12 protein-coding genes and 1 pseudogene are annotated in these 21,958 nt (G+C 34.2%); 3 read left to right on the top strand and 10 right to left on the bottom strand.

Annotation, left to right across the window (positions count from 1 at the left end):
* Positions 1-500: 500 nt before the first annotated feature.
* The 3 genes and pseudogenes from ABW636_RS22615 to ABW636_RS00200 all read left to right on the top strand — a co-directional run.
* A complete protein-coding gene (locus tag ABW636_RS22615; protein ID WP_508093814.1) occupies positions 501-878 on the top strand; it encodes a transposase in 378 nt (125 codons plus the stop codon).
* A 15-nt stretch (positions 879-893) separates the two neighbouring features.
* On the top strand, positions 894-1,145 hold the full coding sequence (locus ABW636_RS00205) for a hypothetical protein (protein ID WP_367587927.1): 252 nt from the start codon (positions 894-896) through the stop codon (positions 1,143-1,145).
* An 83-nt stretch (positions 1,146-1,228) separates the two neighbouring features.
* Positions 1,229-1,465: pseudogene (locus ABW636_RS00200) on the top strand (transposase); the annotation flags it as partial.
* A 278-nt stretch (positions 1,466-1,743) separates the two neighbouring features.
* On the opposite strand, the gene ABW636_RS00195 reads toward ABW636_RS00200, so the two are convergent.
* From ABW636_RS00195 to ABW636_RS00150, 10 genes are all read right to left on the bottom strand, one after another.
* Positions 1,744-6,996, bottom strand: a complete 5,253-nt coding sequence (locus ABW636_RS00195; protein WP_367587926.1) for a fibronectin type III domain-containing protein — start codon at positions 6,994-6,996, stop codon at positions 1,744-1,746.
* Positions 6,997-7,846: 850 nt separating this feature from the next.
* Positions 7,847-8,248 (bottom strand): IS1595 family transposase, encoded by a 402-nt coding sequence (locus ABW636_RS00190; RefSeq protein WP_367588068.1) that lies wholly within the window; start codon positions 8,246-8,248, stop codon positions 7,847-7,849.
* A 5-nt stretch (positions 8,249-8,253) separates the two neighbouring features.
* Positions 8,254-8,463 (bottom strand): hypothetical protein, encoded by a 210-nt coding sequence (locus tag ABW636_RS00185; protein WP_367587925.1) that lies wholly within the window; start codon positions 8,461-8,463, stop codon positions 8,254-8,256.
* A 66-nt stretch (positions 8,464-8,529) separates the two neighbouring features.
* Positions 8,530-8,706 carry a transposase gene (locus tag ABW636_RS00180; RefSeq protein ID WP_367588067.1) on the bottom strand — a complete coding sequence of 59 codons (177 nt, stop codon included), beginning with the start codon at positions 8,704-8,706 and terminating at the stop codon, positions 8,530-8,532.
* 99 nt (positions 8,707-8,805) lie between these two features.
* Positions 8,806-9,297, bottom strand: a complete 492-nt coding sequence (locus ABW636_RS00175) for a helix-turn-helix domain-containing protein (RefSeq protein WP_367587924.1) — start codon at positions 9,295-9,297, stop codon at positions 8,806-8,808.
* A 189-nt stretch (positions 9,298-9,486) separates the two neighbouring features.
* A complete protein-coding gene (locus ABW636_RS00170) occupies positions 9,487-14,259 on the bottom strand; it encodes a GEVED domain-containing protein (protein ID WP_367587923.1) in 4,773 nt (1,590 codons plus the stop codon).
* Between the two features lie 830 nt (positions 14,260-15,089).
* Positions 15,090-15,905: a prohibitin family protein gene (locus ABW636_RS00165; protein ID WP_367587922.1), complete on the bottom strand. Its 816-nt coding sequence runs from the start codon at positions 15,903-15,905 to the stop codon at positions 15,090-15,092.
* Between the two features lie 20 nt (positions 15,906-15,925).
* A complete protein-coding gene (locus ABW636_RS00160) occupies positions 15,926-17,953 on the bottom strand; it encodes a VWA domain-containing protein (protein ID WP_367587921.1) in 2,028 nt (675 codons plus the stop codon).
* A gap of 65 nt (positions 17,954-18,018) precedes the next feature.
* A complete protein-coding gene (gene fabG / locus ABW636_RS00155) occupies positions 18,019-18,765 on the bottom strand; it encodes a 3-oxoacyl-[acyl-carrier-protein] reductase (protein WP_367587920.1) in 747 nt (248 codons plus the stop codon).
* A gap of 141 nt (positions 18,766-18,906) precedes the next feature.
* The gene (locus ABW636_RS00150) at positions 18,907-21,894 is read right to left on the bottom strand and encodes a M16 family metallopeptidase (RefSeq protein WP_367587919.1); all 2,988 of its coding nucleotides are present in this window, start codon (positions 21,892-21,894) and stop codon (positions 18,907-18,909) included.
* Positions 21,895-21,958: the final 64 nt, after the last annotated feature.

The raw sequence follows: 21,958 nt of genomic DNA, 5'->3' as shown, positions 1-21,958 counted from the left end.
AAAGTTACAATAAACAATATCTGAAAATTGTGCTAAACTACCCAAAAGTAATACTAAGTTCACCGATAGTAAGTGAATTCATATTTTCATGTAAGATTTTTCAACATTCCTACATTTTCTTAAAAAAAAATAAAAATTGAAAATTTGATTTTAAAAACGCAGATAAAGTACGGTAAATAAAGATATTATAACACTTTTTTTTATGGACATATCGTTTTTTAGTTTTTAAAATCAAATTTTCTATAAATTTCACATTTACAATCATCATTTTCTCATTACACTACAGCCGTAATAAGAACCAAAAATCGATAAAAATAGTTTTTCACAGAAGACCATTGACCATAAAACGTAATAACCTGAGTTTCTATGTTAAAAACCAAGGGGTTTTCTCTAAAAATTTAATTTAATACCAGACTCCATCAAAAAAATAAGACCGTTGCAAGAGTTTTTCTAATATCTTAGTTTTTTTTATCTTTTGGATATGGAATTAATATCTCACCCTGCTTTGGCAGATAGCATCTGCGATTTACAATCAAGAAAAATCAAACATACCTTTTTTTACCCAGATTAATAGTCTTATAGATTGGGCCGCTATCTCTGCTATTCTTTCACAACATTATGCTAAAGGTAAAAGTGCTGCAGGCAAACCTAGTTATAGTGGTTTGTTATTATTTAAGATGTGTTTACTTCAGACTTGGTACGGTCTGAGTGATTATGAGGTAGAAAACCGAGTCAATGATAGTATTTCCTTTAATTATTTCTGTGGCTTGAATATTGATCAAATAGCTCCTGACCATAGTACTTTAAGCAGGTTTAGAACAGCTTTGACCAAGGCTAATGCCTATGAATCACTTTTTAAACAAATCATACTCAATTAGAATCTGCTGGCATTATTGTTAAAACCAGAGCCTATAGATGCTAGTGTGATAGATACCTCCTTAAAACCTAAAAGTAAAACCAATCATAAGGTCACAGAGAATAGGGAAAATCTTGAAGAAGTAGAAGTGACTAAAGAGTATGCTGATAGTGTAGACAAAAAAGCCTCTTTACTAAAAAAGCAAGGCAAATATCGGTATGGTTATAAAAAGTATTATGTGACACTAAGATTTGGTTTTAGGGGTGTTAATCACCAAAGCAATTACTAACGAAGTTGGTAATTTAGGAGCGGTATTGGACACAGCAGATTTACCACAAAAATTCCCTTAAAAGCAGATAAAGAGGGTATCAATCAAAGAAAAACGCAACACTTCTTAAAGAACGTAAACTTAAAAACCATATTCTAAAAAAAGCTTATAAAAACAAGCCTTTAAATCATTGGGAGAAAAAATTCAATAAACTGATAGGAAAAATAAGATTTAAAGTAGAGCGTACTTTTGGAGGAATAAAAAGATGGTTTTCTGGTGGTAAAACAAAATACAAGAGCATACTCAAAAATCTTATGGAAGCTATGTGTTACAATTTGTAACGAAGTTCAGGGGTAATTGCGTCTAATTGCCAAAATTAAGAGAAATCAGCAGTAGAAATAGACATATATCTTAGAAAACTAAAAGAGATTTGAAAATTTAGAGGTATTTGACCAAAAAAATCTACCTAATAGAAAAACTAAATCAAGTAACCCGACCTTTTGCAACGGTCTTAAAATATGAATAAAAAAAATCGGGAGCTATTTAAACTCCCGATTCTTATGACGTATTCTAACTGAATACTATATCATCTTTAAAATTTATGGCTACAACCTAATCATTATTTTCTATCAATAATTATTCGTGCAGTTGCTTTTTCATTTCCTTGTTCAATTCTGGCAACATACATTCCTTGAGCCAATTCACTTACATTTACACCTATTGTATTTTCGCCCTCTTTAGACGTATGCGCCAATACTTTTCTTCCTGCAATAGTATACAATGTAATTACTGCTGAACCATTAGCAGCATTATTCAATCCAATATTTAATTTTTCATTTTTAACTGGATTCTCATATACAATATAGAAAGGTTTTTGAGTAGTAGTAATCGACTTAGCTGCCGTAATATTTATAGTATAATCCTCATACTCTCCAAAACGAACATCATTTGAACCAGTATCACAAGGATTATTTTCTGCATTATAGTAAGATACTAATAATCGCATTCTGATATCTCCTGCTACTGCATTTTGTGGTACGGTAACAGATACATCTCCTCTAAGATTCGTTGTCTTGGTGAGGGTAAAACTCTCGTCTCCATCTGCAAAGTCCCCATCTCTATTCCAGTCAAAGAAAGCATAAATTTCATCACTTCCTCCTCCTTGATAACCAATAATATCAACGCTTAGGTTATGACTTGATCCTGCACTTACTGTAGCAGATATTGATGTAAAGTCATCATATCCACTTGCATTTCTAACAGAAGAATTGTTGATTCCAGCAAAAGTAACATTACTAATCCCTTCTGGCCCATCATTAGCCGTTGCAGCACAGTAGGTAGGAGTAGGATTAGTAGTACCTGTAGTCGTTACACTTACCGTATTACTATTGTTAACAGAAGTATTTCCTGCTGCATCTTTTGCTTTTACTACATAAGTAGTCGTAGTCGCTGGAGTTAATCCAGTTAACTGAAAACTATTGGTAGTTGAGGTAGCAAAAGCTGTAGCTTCTGTTCCTCTAAAAATATCATATCCAGTAACACCTACATTATCTGTAGCAACATTCCAGGTTAGGTTTGCTGTTGTTTGTGTAATACTTCCTGCTTGTAAATTAGCAACGTTAGAAGGAGGTGTTGTGTCACCTGGCAATACATCAGAAGCTGTAGTAATAGTTGCTGACGCACTACGATTCGATCTGTTTCCTGCCGCATCAAAGGCTATGATTTGGAAAGTATATTGAGTATTTGGAGTTAAAGAACGCATTGTAATTGCAGGACTTGTATTATTCCAAGTAAATACTTCTTGTCCATTTTGTACAATAACATATCCTGTTACTCCAACATTATCTGTAGATGCTGTCCATGTTAAATCTACCGCAGTTTGTGGATCTTCATTTTGATCTTGTGGTGCAGTAGCCGTTAAATTGGTAGGCACAGTTGGCGCTGTTGTATCCTCATTACCATTAGCAACAACAACCGTATAATCTTCTACCTCATCACCATCACTCGTTGATGTGCCACATGGATTAGGTTCACTAGCCCATCTATAACGCACTCTTAATCTGGTTGAACCAAATTGAGCATCATTAGGCACGGTTACAGTAGTGGTTTGTCCACCAACACCTGGATTTTTTAACAATACTCTTTCTGCTGTAGAGAATGTACCATCTCTATTCCAATCAATCCAACCCGCTACAACATTTCTTGTCCAGTTAGTGGCAGTAAATCCTGGAGTAATCGTAAGCGATAAAGATTGCCCTCTTTGTACCGAAGTACTTTGAGAAGTAAAATCAGAATAACTACCATTATTACTTGAATTGTCGATAGCGCCAAAAGTAACTTGTGCTATATAATTGGTTCCTTGTCTACCCGCCGCACAATATGTTGGATTACCAACACCCAAGGTTGTCACGGTTACTGTATTACTATTATTAACAGAGGTATTTCCTGCTGCATCTTTTGCTTTTACTACATAAGTAGTCGTAGTCGCTGGAGTTAATCCAGTTAACTGAAAACTATTGGTAGTTGAGGTAGCTAAAGCTGTAGCTTCTGTTCCTCTAAAAATATCATATCCAGTAACACCTACATTATCTGTAGCAACATTCCAGGTTAGGTTTGCTGTTGTTTGTGTAATACTTCCTGCTTGTAAATTAGTAACGTTAGAAGGAGGTGTTGTATCACCAGGCAATACATCAGAAGCTGTAGTAATAGTTGCTGACGCACTACGATTCGATCTGTTTCCTGCCGCATCAAAGGCTATGATTTGAAAAGTATATTGAGTATTTGGAGTTAAAGAACGCATTGTAATTGCAGGACTTGTGCTATTCCATGTAAATACTTCTTGTCCATTTTGTACTATAATATATCCCGTTACACCAATATTATCTGTAGATGCTGTCCAATTTAAGTCTACTGCAGTTTGTGGATTTTCATTCTGATCTTGCGGTGCAGTAGCTGTTAAATTGGTAGGGGTAGTTGGTGGTGTTGTGTCAACCGGTGATACGCCAGCTGTAGTAACAGTTGCCGATGTACTAAGACCAGATCTATTACCAGCCGTATCAAAGGCTATGATTTGGTAAGTATATTGAGTACCCGGAGTCAAAGAACGCATCGTAATTGCAGTACTTGTGTTATTCCAAGTGAACACTTCTTCTCCGTTTTGCACAATAATATATCCTCCAATACCAATATTATCTGTAGACGCGGTCCAACTCAAATCTACAGCAGTTTGCGGATTTTCATTTTGATCTATTGGTGCAGTGGCTGTTAAATTGATTGGGGTAGATGGAGGGAAATTATCTCCTATAGTTGTAACTTCTATTGGAATAGAATTTTTTCTCGACCTAACATTATTACCATCTACGGCGCCTACCGTAATACTATACGTTCTTCCTGGGGTCAACGTATTAAGCTGTGCAAAAGTCAAATTATTTGGGGTTACATCTTTTGTATACAGTGTAAACACACCATTTACAAATACACTATATCCGTCTATATTCGTTCCTGAACTTGTAGAAGAGCTCCAATTTAAGGTTACTCCTGTTTGCGTTATATTGGTAGCTACTACATTTTGAGGTGCTGTTGGTGCATTTCCGGTAGTAGTAACAGTTGCAACAGCACTAGCAACAGATCTATTACCAGCCGCATCAAAAGCTATTACTTGGAAAGAATACTGAGTACCATCATCTAAACCACGCATCACCAATTCACTAGTATTTTGATTATTCCAAGTAAATACTTCTTCTCCGTTTTGCACTATAATATATCCTGCGACACCCACATTATCAGTAGATGGCGTCCAACTCAAAGTTGCAGCAATATTAGAGGTACTTGCAGGGTTTGTCGCCGTTAAACCTATAGGTCTACTTGGCGGTGTCGTATCAGAGCCATTTGATATAAAGAAACTTTTATCAGATATATCATAAAAAATATGATTGGTTCCTCTAACCATAATTCTGTTTAAACTTCCAGGGCTGTTTGGCACTGTAATCTGATGCGAACCATCATTAGGAACATTAGACGCTAAGGTAGTGCCAAATGTATTTCCACCATCAGTAGATAATAGAATATCCACAGTCGCTGCGTTGATTCCATTACCAGTAGTTCCTGCAACATTCCAGGTAATATTTTGGTTTGATCCAGGAGTCCAAATAATTTGATCGGTATTAGGAGAACTTACTACAAAAGGCCCTGCATCATCATTAACAGTAACTTTCATATCATCTGAAGCATTGCTTCCTCCACCATTATTATTATCTCTTACCGTTAATCTAAAATTCATATCTCTAGAAACTGCAGGAAGACTCTCCCAAGGTGAAACAAATCCACTAGCTACCCCAGAAATTGCTGGAAAATAACGTTCGGGAGATGAAGAAGGAGACACAGAACGAAAAGCTGGACCTGTTATTCCATATGGAGAAATAACTTCAATTCCTGAATCCATTTGTTCCCACGTATACGTTAAGCTATTTGCAGGATTGTTATTATCATTACCTGTTCCTCTTAATACAAAAGGAGTAGACTTTGGTATGGTAAAGTCTGCTCCAGCATTTGCTGTCGGCGCAGCATTCCCTGTATTAGTATTTGTACCACAACCTGTATTAGATACGACTGCCCACATTTCCTCTATACTTCTAGCATGGAAATATGTACCTTTATTTTCAGCCCCTACAACATTATTCGCTCCACAAATACCTCCATAAGACATAATACTAGAACCACTACCAGGCTCAACAGCATTAAAATTAGCTCTACCACCATTATTATTACAAGAATTCCAAGTATGGTTAGCTCCTAGTTGGTGACCTAATTCATGTAGCAGTAATGTATTAAAAAAATTACCTTCTGGTGCAAGTCCTGTAGAAGTCCCTGAACCTTTTCTCGTATCCCGACATATGGAACCTATATTACCAAAACCTCCATTGTTAGACAAATCTAATACATGACCAATATCAAAATTACCATTTCCTACTGCATTAGAGATTACCCCATGAGCTTCATTAAATAATGTACTACTGTTATTATGGGTAAGACCATCAGTATTTGTATTAAGGAAAATAACATCATCATTGTTGGCTATTAATTGAAAACGAACACTTAAATCTCTTTCATACACAGCGTTAATTCTTGTCATGATATCATTTAATCCCGCAAGCACCGCAGCTTTTTTCTGTTGATTGGTACCATTAGATACATTAGCTCGGTTAATGTAAAAATTAGAAAATTCAGCAGTAGTTGCTAATGCTAATCTAAATGTTCTTAATGTAGCATCATTAGCATTTCTACCAGCTAATACAGCAGATCTTCCTGCTTTTTTCTCTGAAGTACTGTGATTTACATGAGCATCGTTTTCATTATGAGTATTTCCACACTGAAACACTTGATCTTCCTGTCCTTCTAATGCTGAACTAATAGTATAAATATTACCATTATTTTGTTTTTTTATGAACTGGTTTTTCGAATTTTTAGAATCTATAATCACACCACTAAGTTTGTTTGAACTTATACTAATGTGAACCGAACTTTGGCTTCCATCAACAGAAACACCAGAGTACGATTTAATAGTTGAGAATTTTTTAGCTAAATCAGGATGAAAATTTGACTTTTCTATAAATCTATATAGTCTTTCATCTCCATTTTCATCAGGAATAGAAATAATTATCCCTAAATCACCAGAAGATTTCCCTATTTTTGGTGATTGAGACAGGGCTGCTTTTAAACCATCTAGATTTAAATTATAGGAAGCAATACTTGACGGTTCCCCCTGATCAGTTCTTGCTTTTCTTACAAAGTTCCTTTCCCATAATTTTTCCTGCGATAATCCGGAATAAAAAACAAATAAGCAAGCAAAAAGTAGTATAATCTTATTTTTCATTTTACGTTAATTGTAATTAATAGTTTGTGTTTTTTTTGATTCATTCAATTAGAAATAATGCCTTCTGTGTTTGTGTCTCTTAATTGTTCATAGTTTTCTTTTGATTTTTTAGTGTAATAGAAAAAAGGGTTTTTCTTAACCCAGATTCTTTTTTTTTAGTATTTAATGGATAAAAAATGTGTTTAAGTTAACTTTTGTGTTAAATAAAAAACAAAGTTACAATTACAAGCACATCAGAAATGGTAATAAATTACCTAAACATAATACTAAACAAACCAATCGTAAGTAATTTCTTATTCATTATGGGGATTTTAAACAAACTTTACTTTTTGCAGGATAAAGGATAAAAACTAAAGTTAACTGGATAAAGCGTAACAAAACTACGCGAGATATTATTATTATTTCAATATTGTTACGTAAACACCATTGAATTCTCTAAATGAAAAAGTCATTTCATTACCCCTCTTCTTCTCACCATCTATACCCACACCAATAAACGCTATCAACAAGAAACCTTTTGACGAAAAAAAACATCTTTTTATAGAGTAATTACTATAAACTGTCAAAGCTAAAACCTTTTTTAAGAATAGAGTCAAGGACTTTAACATTACCATTTCTTTACTATACAATTACTATATGTTTAACTACCTCATAAGCTCTCTTTTTTCTCTTAACATGAAAGAATAGTCTAATAATCAAAACCGTAAATTTCTTAAAATAGTACCATGCCTGCTCAAACTCTAAGACCTAACTATTCAACTTCTAATAATACTAAAAATAATAAAAACGGGAACTTTTCAGTTCCCGTTTTTTGACTATACCATTTATATACTATTATAGGGTTACCCATTTAGTTCGCAATTAGTTTTATTTGTTTAATAGTTACGGGTTCATGCATTGTACAACGTTCTAATATTTTATCTTGAATTGACACTCTGTGGTTCCTTCTATTGAATCTAAAGAAATATTCATCGATGTATTTTTGAATATATTCTTTATTACAATACGAATGAACTTCTCTCAACCAGTTTTTAAAGTTCCTAATCTGTATATGCAACATTTTAAAGCTTTTTCCTTTATTTGATGAAGTTTGTTTCAAATCAGGATATTCTTCTTTGATTGGATTATAACCAGGCCAACCATCTGCCAATATACTTGCGTCATTTTTTATATGCGTGTCAAACAATGGTTTTAGGGATTTGGCACTATAATCCTCTATCACTTTAGCATAGCGCCTGCCTGATTTTCTTATCGCTTTTATTTCTTCCCTGTTCTCCCCTTTGAAGGTGTGCCTATCTCGAACTCATCAACATGAACTTCATCTTCTAAAGGGTACTGCTCACTACTTTTCATAGCCAACTGTACTTTCTGACGGAATGCCCATGTTGCTTTCTGATTCAGGCTAAAACGTTCTGCCAACCAAATACTATTTGCTTCTTTCTTACTGGTTGAAATCTCATAGAGCATCCCAAAAGCTTTTAGAATATCAAACTTAAGTTTGTGGAATAAGGTTGCTGCCGTTGTAGATTCGTCCTAACCACATTTACTGCAACGACGGCTACATGGTTGCTTGCCCTTTGTATAGGCAGTTGAGTTACACCTCCTACAATTATAGCCGTTTTCCCATTTTAATTCTGCCAAAAACTTATAGCAATCTTCAGTAATTGTAAATCGATCTGTAAACACCTGCCTATCAAGATCTTTTAACATCTTCATTTGTAGAATCTTCACATATAATTCACAAAACAACATGCTTATTTACAATTATTTGAGATTTAAATGGGTAACCCTATTTGTTTAAATGAATTTTCAAGATTTTTTAAAAAGCTCTTCAGCTTTTGGATCTTTCTTATAATGTGACTTCCGAGCCACTTTCAATTTGGATTTATGTTTACGCCTACAATGAGCATAGAGTGCAAAATAAGGAACATTTTCTTCTAATTCTTCCGCTATCAATAGTTTTAACTCAATATATGAAGTCATTGTGGTAGTTGGATCGGTGAGCTTTTCTGCTATAAAAATTTTAGCATTATCCGATAAAACTTTAGTGTTATTACCACCGCTTTTGATAGTTGTTAAACCGGAAAAACCAACTTGGGAATACTTTTGCAACCAACCTCGAACAGTTTTTTCAGTTCTTCCTAACTTCTGGGCTATATCACTTTGAAAAGCATACTTACCTTCTTTTATGTAGATTAGGGCTTTGATACGATCTTTGGTCAAACTACTAGGTGATTTTGAGTGTTCTCGAAGTAAAAAAATTAAATCCTCTGCGATCAATAATATAATCTTTTTTGACATAACAAAAAATGAACATTATTCCAGTAAATTCAAAATTAAAATGGTATAGTATAAGTTCAGCTATATTTATTTGAATACATTAACTACACAAATTTCAAAAACCCATAGTAGAATTAATAAAAATCCCCTCTTGAAACATGTTTCAAGAGGGGATCATTTATATGAATTGGATTAAACTAAAATTTACAATTATAACTTTAGTAACCTTAAAGTTTGATTAAAATCTTTAGATTGAACTTTTAGAAAATAATTTCCTGTAGCTTTTAGTTCTTCTCCTATAATTAACCTTTCGGGGTTTTCTTTATAGGATTTTCTGATCAGCTCTTTACCCAGAATACTATATACAGTAACTGTAAATTCACTATTTCCTAATGAAGAAACGTCGACTGTAACATTATTTGTAAATGGATTTGGAGATAAAGACACCCTTGTTTCATTTATGCCTGATTTGGCAGCAGCAACATTAATAGCATAATCTTCTACTTCATCACCATCTGCAGATGATGTACCACAAGGATTAGGGTTACCAAACCATCTGTAACGAACTCTTAGTCTGGTAGTACCGGTTTGAGCATTGTTTGGCACTACAACTGTTACACTAGCACCACCAACTCCTCTGGGTTTCATTAAAACCTGCTCACCAGCATCATCAAAACTACCATTTCTGTTCCAATCGATCCAACCTCCTACAACATTAGATGACCAATTAGAAGCTGTGATTCCTGGTGTTACGGTAAGAGTAAGCGACTGTCCCCTAGAAACAGTAGTACTTTGTTGCGATGTATAATTGGTGTAAGACCCATTTTGGCTTGATTGGGAAATAGACCCAAAAGTAACCTCTGCAATATAGTTAGCACCTCGTCTTCCTGCATTACAATAGGTAACATTAGTTTGACATGGAGTACATGATCCACCACAATCTATACCAGTTTCATTTCCGTTTTGGATACCATCATTACAGGTTGGGATTACTTGACATGGAGGACACGATCCACCACAGTCTATACCCGTTTCATTTCCATTTTGGACACCATCATTACAGGTCGGATTAGTAGTCCCACCACCAATAACAACGACATAATCCTCTACCTCATCACCATCATTAGAACTGGTTCCGCAAGGGTTAGGGTTACTAGACCATCTGTAACGTACCCGCAATTTAGTTGCTCCTGATTGCGCATTATTTGGTACGGTAACCGAGGCAGATCCTCCACCAACACCTCTAGGTTTCATTAGCACTTGTTCATTAGCATCTTCAAAATCTCCATCCCTATTCCAATCAATCCAACCCCCTACGACATTAGATGACCAATTATTAGCTGTGAATCCAGGAGTAACGGTTAATGTCAAAGTTTGCCCTACAGAAACATTAGTACTTTGAGTACTAAAATTTGAATAATTACTATTCTGACTTGAATTATTAATAGAACCAAATGTAACTGATGCTATATAATTAGATCCTTGTCTTCCTGCATTACAATACCCTGTAGGTAATGTTGGATCAGGATCTGTACCTCCTGTAGTAGTAGCATTAGCGGTATTACTAAAATTAGACTGATTACCTGCAGCATCTCTCGCTCTAACCCTAAAGGAATAAGCTGTATTAGCCGTTAATCCTGTAACATTATACGACGTTCCTGTAACCGTACCCAAATTAGTATTTCCTCGGAATACATTGTATCCTGATACCCCCACATTATCTGTAGAAGCTGTCCATGTTAAGCTTAAAGAAGTATTTCCAATATTAGAAGCTCTTAAATTAGTTGGTGTGCTTGGAGCCTGAGTATCACTGGTACCCCCACCAATAACAACGACATAATCCTCAACTTCATCACCATCATTAGAGCTGGTTCCACAAGGATTAGGGTTACTACCCCATCTGTAGCGTACCCGTAACTTGGTTGCTCCTGATTGCGCATTATTTGGAACGGTAACCGAAGCTGATCCTCCACCAACACCTCTAGGCTTCATTAGCACTTGCTCATTAGCATCTTCAAAATCACCATCCCTGTTCCAATCAATCCAACCGCCTACTACATTAGACGACCAATTATTAGCCGTGAATCCGGGAGTAACGGTTAATGTTAAAGTTTGCCCCACAGAAACATTAGTACTTTGAGCACTAAAATCTGAATAACTACTATTTTGACTCGTATTATTAATACTACCAAATGCAACTGTTGCTATATAGTTGGTTCCTTGTCTTCCTGCATTACAATAGCCTGTTGGTAATGTTGGATCGGGATCTGTACCATCAAGTGTCGTAGCACTAGCTGTATTACTAAAATTAGATTGATTACCAGAGGCATCTCTTGCTCTAACCCTAAAATTATAGGTCGTTTGTGGTGTTAAGCCTGTAGCATTATATGTAGTTCCTGTAACCGTACCCAAACTAGTATTTCCTCGGAATACTTCATATCCAGATACCCCTACATTATCGGTAGAAGCTGTCCATGTTAAGGTCAAAGAAGAACTTCTAATGTTAGAAGCCGCTAAATTAGTAGGTGTACTTGGATTCTGGTTATCAGGAATTCCTTCGCCTGTAATAAATACAAAATAATCTTCTACTTCATTACCATTTGATGCTGCTGTACCACAAGGATCAGGATTCGTCCTAAGCTTATAACGCACTCTTAATCTGGTTGCTCCATTTTTTGCACTATTAGGAACTAAAACATTGGCAGAGGCAATACCATCTGCTACAAGAGTTTGCATTAAAATTTCTTCTCCCGGATCTGTAAAACTTCCATTTTTATTCCAATCAATCCATGCTCCAATAGTATTACCAATCCAGCCTGGAATTCCAGGAGTAACGGTTATCGTAGCAGATCGACCTTTAACAAGATTGGTCCCAATACTCGTAAAATCAGAATATGCACTATTATCACTTTCATTAGAGATATCAGCAAAGACAACTTTTGCTATATAATTTGAGCGATCCCGATTACCTGCTGAACAATAATTGGTAGGCATAGGATCCGAATTTCCATCGGTGATACTAAAATTAGCATTGGTAATATCATAAAAGATATGATTACTACCTCTTACCATAATTCTATTTACCCCTCCTTCATTGTTGGGTATGGTAACCTGATGAGAACCATCATTAGTTACTCTAGAAGCCAACGTTATTGGGTAGGTATTTCCTCCATCTGTAGATAATAAAATATCTACCGTAGATGCATTTATTCCATTACCTGTGGTTCCTGCCACGTTCCAGGTTACCGTTTGTCTTGAACCTATTGGCGCATCAAATCTGGTGTTTTGCGAAGTGACTACAAAAGGCCCTGCATTTCCAGCTACCGTGATAACAGCATCTCTAGAATCTGTATTACCACCTCCCGGATGATTATCTCTTACGGTAAATCTAAAATTCATCGTTCTGGAAACAGAGGGTACCACCTCCCATTCAGAAGCAGTATTTCCAGCTTTTACGGTAGCAAGATCAGGCATATATCGAATTGGAGAAGATGAAGGAGGAACATAGCGGAATAAAGGTCCAACCGTTGAATTAGCACGAGGAGGCATAGGAGCGATTTCTTTATCCATTTGATCCCAGGTATACGTTAGTTGATTTGCGGGTGTATTAGCATCTGTAGCTGATCCTTCTAATATAAATGGAGTAGATCGTGGAATCGTATAATTACTTCTTATACTAGCTACTGGCGCACTATTACCTATTGATCGTAGAGTAGCACAACCTCCTATGTTCTCAATATGATTCCACATTTCATCGATTTGTTTTGCATGAAAATAGATATATTGCGTACGTCCTGTATTAGGAGCACAACCTGTATATGCCATAATAGTATTACCACCTCCTGGTTCAACGGCACCTTCATCCAAACGATTACCGCCACATGCGTTATTAAACGAATGGTTAGCACCGAATTGATGACCTATTTCGTGAATGAATGTGATAAAGAAATAATCTGCGACAGATGTAAAAGGATGTGCACCTGTACCTCCTAGGGCTTTTTTACCAGAAACACATACAACATTTAAAGCTGCACGTCCCGTACCTTTTGAATCTAAAACATGACCAATATCGTAATTAGCATCTCCAATTACGTTATCTATAATAGGCTGAGCCTCACGATTTGCTGTTCCAATACTATTATGTGTTAAACCATCTGTTCTTCCATCTAGAAAAATGATAGCATCCATATTAGGTACTAATTGAAACGTTGTTCCAAGGTCTCGTTCATAAACCGCATTCGCTCTGGTCATGAGTGCATTCAATCCCGCAAGTACTGCAGCTTTCCTTTGTTGTATTGAACCATTTGTAGCGTTTGCCGCATCAATATAAATTTTAGACAATTCGCCTGTTACTGCTATAGCCATCCTATAAACTCTAAGACGACCATCGTTAGCGTCTCTGCTTGATTGGTTTGATTTTTCAACTTGCTTTATACTTTTTCCTAAAGGACCAAATCCACGACCAGTTGTTTCACAACTAATCGGTTGTGCTGAACCATCAACTTTTGAAGTTACTGTGTATGTTTTGCTATGTCTAATTAAAGGTTTGATATTCGTTATGGTAGCATCAGGTTTCATAATCATAGCTCTAAAATTATTGTACCCCATACTAAAATATACTACTTCATTTTCCTCATCAACAGATGTACCTACATAGGATTTAATATCTGGGAACTTTTTGGCTAAATCTGGATGTAAAGCGCTTGCTTCCTTTACGCGATATTGTTTAAACTTCCCATCTTCTGTGGGTAGTGTGATAATGACATTTGACGGACCAAATGAATCAAATCTTTTTGGACAACGAGATAAAACTTCTTTAAATTTATCAACACTAAGATCATAAGTGTTTTGATATGAAGTTTCTGCACTATTCCTTGCAGAAGAAACGCTTTTTGTCCAAAAATTACTATTAACATTATTGGTTTGTGAGAAACCACAAACCATTATGAATACTCCTAAGAGTAAAGTAAGGCAATTTTTCATAATTTTATTTTAATAGTTCTCAAAATATCTATACTAAATGAGACTACCTTCTTGTTTTAATTAAAAAGCGGTATTTAGCAAGATATGATGATAACTTGTTTACTCTCTAACTCTAGTTTAATTTATAGTGATAAATGTTTGGTTTATTTCATTAACACAATATATTAATGAAACAGTTTCCAGTAATTTCAATTTGCTATCCGATAAGTATTTTTATAGATTTTTTTGAATTCTTTACAAATTCATTCTCTTTATAATAAATTATAACACTTGTTTTAAACAATATTACTTTCTATTAAAATATCAAGTGTAGTTTGATTTTTAAATGAATAAATAACAATTACTTTAGTTTACATGTATTTTTTTATAATAGTAACTATTCAATACTATTTCTAAACAAGAAAGCCCCTATCACATAATAAGGTCTGTTAACTTCTATAAATTTTTCGGATACATCTTAATATTATTCATTCTTTTCTCAAAAGAACAAAAAATGACGGTCAGAGAGGAATTGTGTAATCGTTATTACTACAAGAAATAGCACACGAAATACTCAATGTTTTGCATGGATAATTCATAATTAGTTAAATTTTGTGTTAATGAAGTAAAAATACTACAATCATAAGCTATTTTCTTACACAAAAATACCAGAAATTAATACTATATAAACCAAAACAACATTACAGAGCTAAAAGCCAACCATTTAACCTTCGTATTAGCGAAGCTATGCTGCTATTTCATAAAAAAATACCCATAAGTTTTTTACAAAAAAAAACGGTAAAGAGTTCAACTCTTTACCGTTTTCACGTATATCTTTCTAACTTTATACCTTATTGATTGCCTAATATTAATGGCATCCCTTCTTTTCCAGAACCGACAATCACTACCTTCGAATTTGTTGATTTGGCAAGTTCTAAAGTCGCCTCGATTCCTTTTTCCTTAAGTATCTTATCTGTTAATGATGCGCTTAAAATTGTATTTGCCGCAGCTTTTCCTTCTGCATCTATTCTTTGTCTTTCGGCTTCTTTTTTAGCCTTTTCGATTCTAAATTTATATTCTAAAGCTTCTTGTTCCTGTTTTAATTTACGTTCAATCGCTTCCTTGATTGTTGGTGGTAATGTAACATCTCTCACAAGAACTTTATTTACCTGAATATATTGATTTTGAACCCCTTTCTGCGTTTCTTCCAGAATTTCTTTTTGTATGATATCTCTTTTACTAGAATAAAGTTGTTCTGGTGTATATCTTCCCACAACTTCTCGTGCTGCTGCACTAATTGCAGGTGCCAAAATTCTACTTACAAAATCCTTTCCTTTTTCCTGATGTAATTTACCAAGATTGTTACTTTCTGGTTGAAACCAAACCGTACCATCTACCTGAATTTCTAATCCATTTACTGACAGGACAGCCATTTTATCTGAAATAGATTGCTGTCTTACTTCATAAACAATTACTTTGTTCCAGGGTGCTACCAAATGAAACCCTTCTCCCAAAGGTGCTTCGTCAGTTACAACCCCTCCGCCGAAAGTTTTATATAAAACTCCCGCTTCTCCAGAACCGATAGTTACAGTAGATTTTGATATAAAAACAATACCTAATACAATTAGAATTAAAATAGGCAACCCTATTTTTGGTAATTTTTCCATGATAATTTTGAGTTTAAATTTTAAATAAGTCCGTTATATTTTCTTGCAAACCATTCTACAGACAGAAGTATAATAAGCAGCCCTAAAAGGTATTTCCAATCTATTAAAGATACCACATTTTCTTTATTTTTTTGAATTGCTTGATATCTTTGATCTTGTAATAATCCTTGTACAATAGCATCCATCTGATCTAAATGATACAATTTTCCTTTAGTATTAGTAGCCAATTGCCTTAATTTTGTTACATCTGCACTAAGAAATTGTTGTTCTACATTATATTCTAAAATAGAAAAGCTTCCTGAACTTGAAATATTTTCGCCCAAGGTAGTAACCGTGTAGTCATAATCTCCTGCTGTCAAATTACTAACATCTACTTCATAAGTATTATTTTTCAGCAACATTGGGATCGTCTGTGAGGCTTCTGTTTTTTTATTTTTTACAAAAATTTGTAAACTACCTCTTCGATCAAATTCATAATTTTTGGTAAAGTATTCTGCTTTAATAATAATATTGGTATTGCCATAATAAAAAGATTCTGCAAAAGTATTTAATCTACTTTTTCTTTTATTTGACGCTAGGTATTGTATAAGTTTACCAAAAAAATCATCGAAGTTTTCAAACTTTTGCTCATTCAGATAACTCTGTGCTCTCCATCTCCAGATACCTTCTCCAAACAAAACTGCTTCTCTTAATTCTCCCTCTTCTATAGTTATCAGCAGAGGGTCTTCGGTATCTATATTATTAATTGACCTATATAATAAACGATCGTGATTTGCATGAACTTTGGTATCTCCAAAAGCTCCAATTAAAGGAGGATATTCTTTGAAACCGATATCATCCTGAAGAAATACTCCATAATTAGGATTGAATTCAGGTAAATAATACTCTGTTTGCCTTGTAATCTCTTGAGTATACTTATTTTGTATTCCATTAAGAAATATCCAATCTGTTTTTACACCTGTGATTGTGAAATAATTCTTTTTTTGAGCTCTTATTTTTTCATAAACACCTCTATATTTTGTAGTAGGTTGATACAAAATGATTAATTGGTATTCGTCAATATCCTTAACTTCATTAGGTTTAAGTAATGTTATACTTCTTCTTTCATTACTTTCTACACTTTTCTTTATAGCACCCAAATCTGGATGCACCATATCACTAACCAAAAGTATACTTGTCTTTTGATCAATCACCTCTACTGCAAAAGTTTTGCTGTTATTGATTTTATTTTTTTCCTTGTCCAAGGGAAGCACTCTTGCAGTATATTGATTTACCCCTACTTTGCTTGCAGGTAGTACAAAATCAATTATTTTAGAATTATCATTTTTTGTAAAAGTAACAGGCTGTGAGAAAACGACTGTTTCTCCCATTTTAACCTGAAACGTAGTATTAACATCTTCATCACCAGAATAAGTCAAAATTGTCTCTACAGGAAAATTATTTTTTAGATAAGCATAACGATTAACATTAAGTTGCTGAACTTTACTATCTATAGAAGAAATTGTATCACCTATTACAACGGGGTATATTGCTTGTTTATAATCAGAGCTAAACTCATATCCTTTTCCATATGTTTGGTTACCATCTGTAAGAAGCATCACCGGTGCAATTGTGTTTTTATAAACCTGATCTAATTCTTCTAACGTGGTATAAATATTTGTTTGTTTCCCGTCAAAAGAGAGCGCTAACGAATCTTTTAATTTATCTGAAAATGAATAATATAGTAGATCGAATCGTTCATTAAGTGTATTTACCGTTGCTAATTGGTTTACAAACTGTGATAAGGATTGATTCTTTTTTAGAAACTTAATTGAAGACGAATTATCTACAGCCACTACCAAGGTAGGTTTTTCTGTATAATAAGTGTTCTTTTTGAAGGTAGGGTTAATTAACAATACCAATAAAGTAAAAACACTAAAAGAACGTAAAAAAGCAAAAAGCAAGATATTTTTCTTCCTGCTTTTTGCTTTATAGAAATACTGAAATAACGCTATACAAAGTGCTATTATAAAAGCGATAATGATCAGTAAAACTGTTTGTGTTTGCATCTTTTGAAATTAGTGATCAAAATATATAGTCTAGATAAAAAACTAATATATTAATAAACCTGTTACTAGGTAAGCATTCCTCCGTCTACATTAATGACTTGTCCAGTAACGTAGGCACTTAAATCACTTGCCAAAAACAAACATGTGTTCGCTATATCTTCTGGGTTTCCTCCTCTTTTTAAAGGAATTGCATTTCGCCATCCTTCTACTACTTTTTCATCCAGTTTTCCTGTCATTTCGGTTTCAATAAATCCCGGTGCAACTACATTACTTCTAATATTTCTTGATCCAAGCTCTAATGCAACCGATTTTGAAAATCCAATAATCCCAGCTTTTGAAGCAGCATAATTCGCCTGTCCAGCATTACCTTTAACACCTACTACAGAGCTCATGTTAATAATACTACCTTTACGCTGTTTTAACATCGTTCTTTGCACCGCTTTGGTCATATTAAAAACACTCTTCAGGTTTACATCTATCACATTATCAAAATCTTCTTCGCTCATTCTCATTAAAAGATTATCCTTGGTAATACCTGCATTATTTACCAAAACATCAATGCTGCCAAAAGTTTCTATAACATCTGCAACCAATTCTTGTGCCTGATCATAGTTTGCGGCATTACTTTGGTATCCTTTTGCTTTGATACCTTTTTCGTTTAATTCTTTTTCTAACGCATTTGCTGCTTCTACAGAAGAGCTATATGTAAAAGCAACATTTGCACCTTGTTGTGCAAAAATCTCTGCTATTCCTTTTCCAATACCACGGGTAGCTCCTGTGATAATAGCGGTTTTACCTTGTAAAAGATTCATTCTAACTATTTAAATGTTGTTGGTATATATACCAGGTTATATAATGAAATGTGATTTCAAATATAAGAATTACAAATAGGTCTTCAACAATAAACCCCGTGATTTCTCACAGGGTTTATAAACAAAAGATTGTTTATTAGTTTATAGCTTTATATCTTCTTTTTTCTTTTCATAATTAAAAAGAAAATCTATATCCATTTCTTTTACTTCTCCTAATTTTGCCAAGGCTTTCATATCAACATCTTTCTTATTTCCAATCACCATAACATTATAGTTTTCTCCTTTAATGTTCTCGTTAAAAAATGTTTTAAGATCTTCTAGAGTCATATTTTTGATCGTTTCATACATTTCTTTTCGATTATCATTATCGATTCCTCTCTTTTTAAGCCTTTCATAGTTCCAAAATATGCTGGACTTGGTAATTCTTTCTGCGGCTATTCTTTTTAACGTCGCTTCCTTAGCTCCTTCAAATTGCTTTTCTGCTTCTGGCATATTTGTCATCAACTCCATCATAGCATCGACCGCTTGTGACATTTTATTTGCCTGCGTACCTACATAAGCAAAAATATAGTTTGCATGATCTTTTTCTCTAGCATTACTATATCCTGCATACGCCGAATATGCTAATGATTTAGACTCTCTAATTTCTTGAAAAACAATGGATGACATACCACCACCAAAATACTCATTGAACAATGATGAAGCTGCCATTTGTTTGGCGTCAAACTCTTTTCCTTTGGCTAAAAACACTATTTCACTCTGCACCATATCATAATCTACAAAGTAAACATTTCCTCCTATTTCCTTTTCTATATATTCTACTTTTTCTGGGTAGTCTTTTAAATCATTAGACACCTTATGATGTTTATCTAAAGCGGCTACAGCAGATGCTACATCCTTACCATAATAGAATATACGTTGTTTATAGCCACGCAGTTCTTTAACTTTATTAACCAATTCCTGAGGGTCAAATTCTTGCAATTCTTTAATAGTATATATGTTACGTAGTGGTGAATTTTCTCCATACATTCCATAACTATATAGTCCTCCCCAAAGAATATTTCCTTTTTGAGTCTTGCCGTCTGTCCTACCTTTTGCAATTTTATCTACATATTTTAGATAGGTTTCTTGATTAGGAACTGCATTACCCCATAGGTGCTCTAACAAAGCTAATCCTGCATCGAGATTTTCTTTTAATCCAGAAATACTCACATAGGTCTTATCTGCTCTTGTAGAAACGCTATAATTTACTCCTAATTTGTAAAATTCCTTTTTCAACTCTTCTGGAGAGTATTTATCTGTCCCAAGATAATCTAAATATCCCGCTGCTAATGAGGCTTTCTTATCATTATCTTTTCCCATATCAAAAATAATATCTAAATCAAACAGATCATTATTTGGGTTATCTATGTAAGAAACTTGTAAACCATTTGAAGTTTTAACTTCTTTTATAGCGGTTTTGTAATCTATATATTTTGGTTGTAACTCGGGGGCTTCTATTTTATTAAAAGCTTGTAAAAACTCTGATTGCTTATCTCTATTCACAGCAACAGGTGTTATTCCTGGGTTTTCAACTTTAGATATATTTTTGTCCTCACCCTTTCTTTTATAAACAACCACATAGTTTTCTTTATAAAAAGAATTTGCAAAATCTACCAGTTCTTGCTTTGTGATTTTTTTAAGCTCATCAAGAAATTCTATTTTAGTTTTCCAATCCTGGCGATGTATAAAAGCATTATAATAAGCACTCGCTAATGGTGTACTGTTTTCATATTGTCTAGTTTGGTACAGTTTTAAATCATTAATTACAGCAGATAGCATCCATTCTTCAAACTCTCCTTTTTTTAATTTTTCGATTTCGCCTAATATCAACTTCTTTACCTCATCTAATGTTTGCCCTTCTCTAGGAGACCCATAAAACTGGTGATATCCATAATCATTCAAAAACTGAGGAGAACATCCTGCATATTGAACCATTTGCTTTTGATTAAGGTTTAAGTCTATTAAACCTGCTTTACCATTGGTTAATAACATATCTGCCATAGTAAGCAGTTGCTCTTCTTTTGTCCCTATTGCCTGAGAACGAAAAGCTACTGTAATCCTCTCTGCTGTAGGTCCAAAAACTTCTTTAATAACAGGACTTGTGATCGCAGACTCTTTTGGAAGAACAGGATGTTGTACATCTTTCTTCACAAAACCACCAAATGATTCATTAACTTTTTTTATGGTATGATCAAAATCAAGGTCTCCTACCAACACGACTGCCATATTATTAGGAACATAATATTTATCAAAATAATTATGTATAGCAACCATAGAAGGGTTTTTAAGATGTTCTGAGGTACCAATCGTACTTTGTTGCCCATAAGGATGATTAGGAAACAACCCTTCCAGCATTGCGCGATACACTTTATCTCCATCTCTATCCTGTCCTCTATTAAACTCTTCATACACTGCTTCTAATTCTGTATGAAACAAACGTAACACCAATTGACTAAAACGCTCCCCTTCTAACTTTAACCATTTATCCAATTCGTTTGCAGGAATCTTATTCTGATATACTGTTTCTTCTACCCAGGTATGTGCATTGGTTCCTTGTGCTCCTAATGCACTTGTCATTTTATCATATTCATTAGAAATAGAAATTTTAGAAGCTTCTTGAGAAACTTCATCTATTTTTTTATAAATCTCTTTTTTCTTAGCCGGATCGGTTTCGGCTTTATGTTTTTCATAAAGATCAGAAATCTCTTGCAAGAATACTTTTTCTTTTTCAAAATCCTGAGTACCTATCTCATCGGTACCTTTAAAAAGCATATGTTCTAAATAATGTGCAAGACCCGTAGCTTCTTTGGGGTCATAATTAGAACCTGCCCTGACCGCAATATAGGTCTGAATTTTAGGTTCTTCTTCATTTTTTGCTAAATAAACTTTCAAACCATTTTCTAAGGTATACAATCGTAGACCCGTAGGATCATTGGTAACCGCTTCATAAGAAAACCCTGCGTTATCTGTATGCTGTTCGGTTTTCACTTCTTTAGAAATGGTCGCTGTATCCTGGTCGGATGATTTCTTACAATTACTTAAACCTATGGCAATAAATAATAGTAAAACTGACTTAATTAATTTCATGTGTTTATAATATGTTGTTAAAAGTCATATTGAACTCGCCAAACCATCATTTTTAGTATTTACT

This window comes from Aquimarina discodermiae (genome assembly GCF_040786235.1).
Lineage (GTDB): Bacteria > Bacteroidota > Bacteroidia > Flavobacteriales > Flavobacteriaceae > Aquimarina.
Note: the sequence above shows the minus strand (reverse complement) of the source record. Positions and strands in the feature narration are given on the sequence as shown.

What these genes read in the sequence shown, in the direction of transcription:
- ABW636_RS00195 (WP_367587926.1), bottom strand. Translation starts at nt 6,996, where the DNA reads ATGAAAAATAAGATTATACTACTTTTTGCTTGCTTATTTGTTTTTTAT.
- ABW636_RS00185 (WP_367587925.1), bottom strand. Translation starts at nt 8,463, where the DNA reads ATGCTCTATGAGATTTCAACCAGTAAGAAAGAAGCAAATAGTATTTGG.
- ABW636_RS00180 (WP_367588067.1), bottom strand. Translation starts at nt 8,706, where the DNA reads ATGTTAAAAGATCTTGATAGGCAGGTGTTTACAGATCGATTTACAATT.
- ABW636_RS00175 (WP_367587924.1), bottom strand. Translation starts at nt 9,297, where the DNA reads ATGTCAAAAAAGATTATATTATTGATCGCAGAGGATTTAATTTTTTTA.
- ABW636_RS00170 (WP_367587923.1), bottom strand. Translation starts at nt 14,259, where the DNA reads ATGAAAAATTGCCTTACTTTACTCTTAGGAGTATTCATAATGGTTTGT.
- ABW636_RS00165 (WP_367587922.1), bottom strand. Translation starts at nt 15,905, where the DNA reads ATGGAAAAATTACCAAAAATAGGGTTGCCTATTTTAATTCTAATTGTA.
- ABW636_RS00160 (WP_367587921.1), bottom strand. Translation starts at nt 17,953, where the DNA reads ATGCAAACACAAACAGTTTTACTGATCATTATCGCTTTTATAATAGCA.
- fabG (WP_367587920.1), bottom strand. Translation starts at nt 18,765, where the DNA reads ATGAATCTTTTACAAGGTAAAACCGCTATTATCACAGGAGCTACCCGT.
- ABW636_RS00150 (WP_367587919.1), bottom strand. Translation starts at nt 21,894, where the DNA reads ATGAAATTAATTAAGTCAGTTTTACTATTATTTATTGCCATAGGTTTA.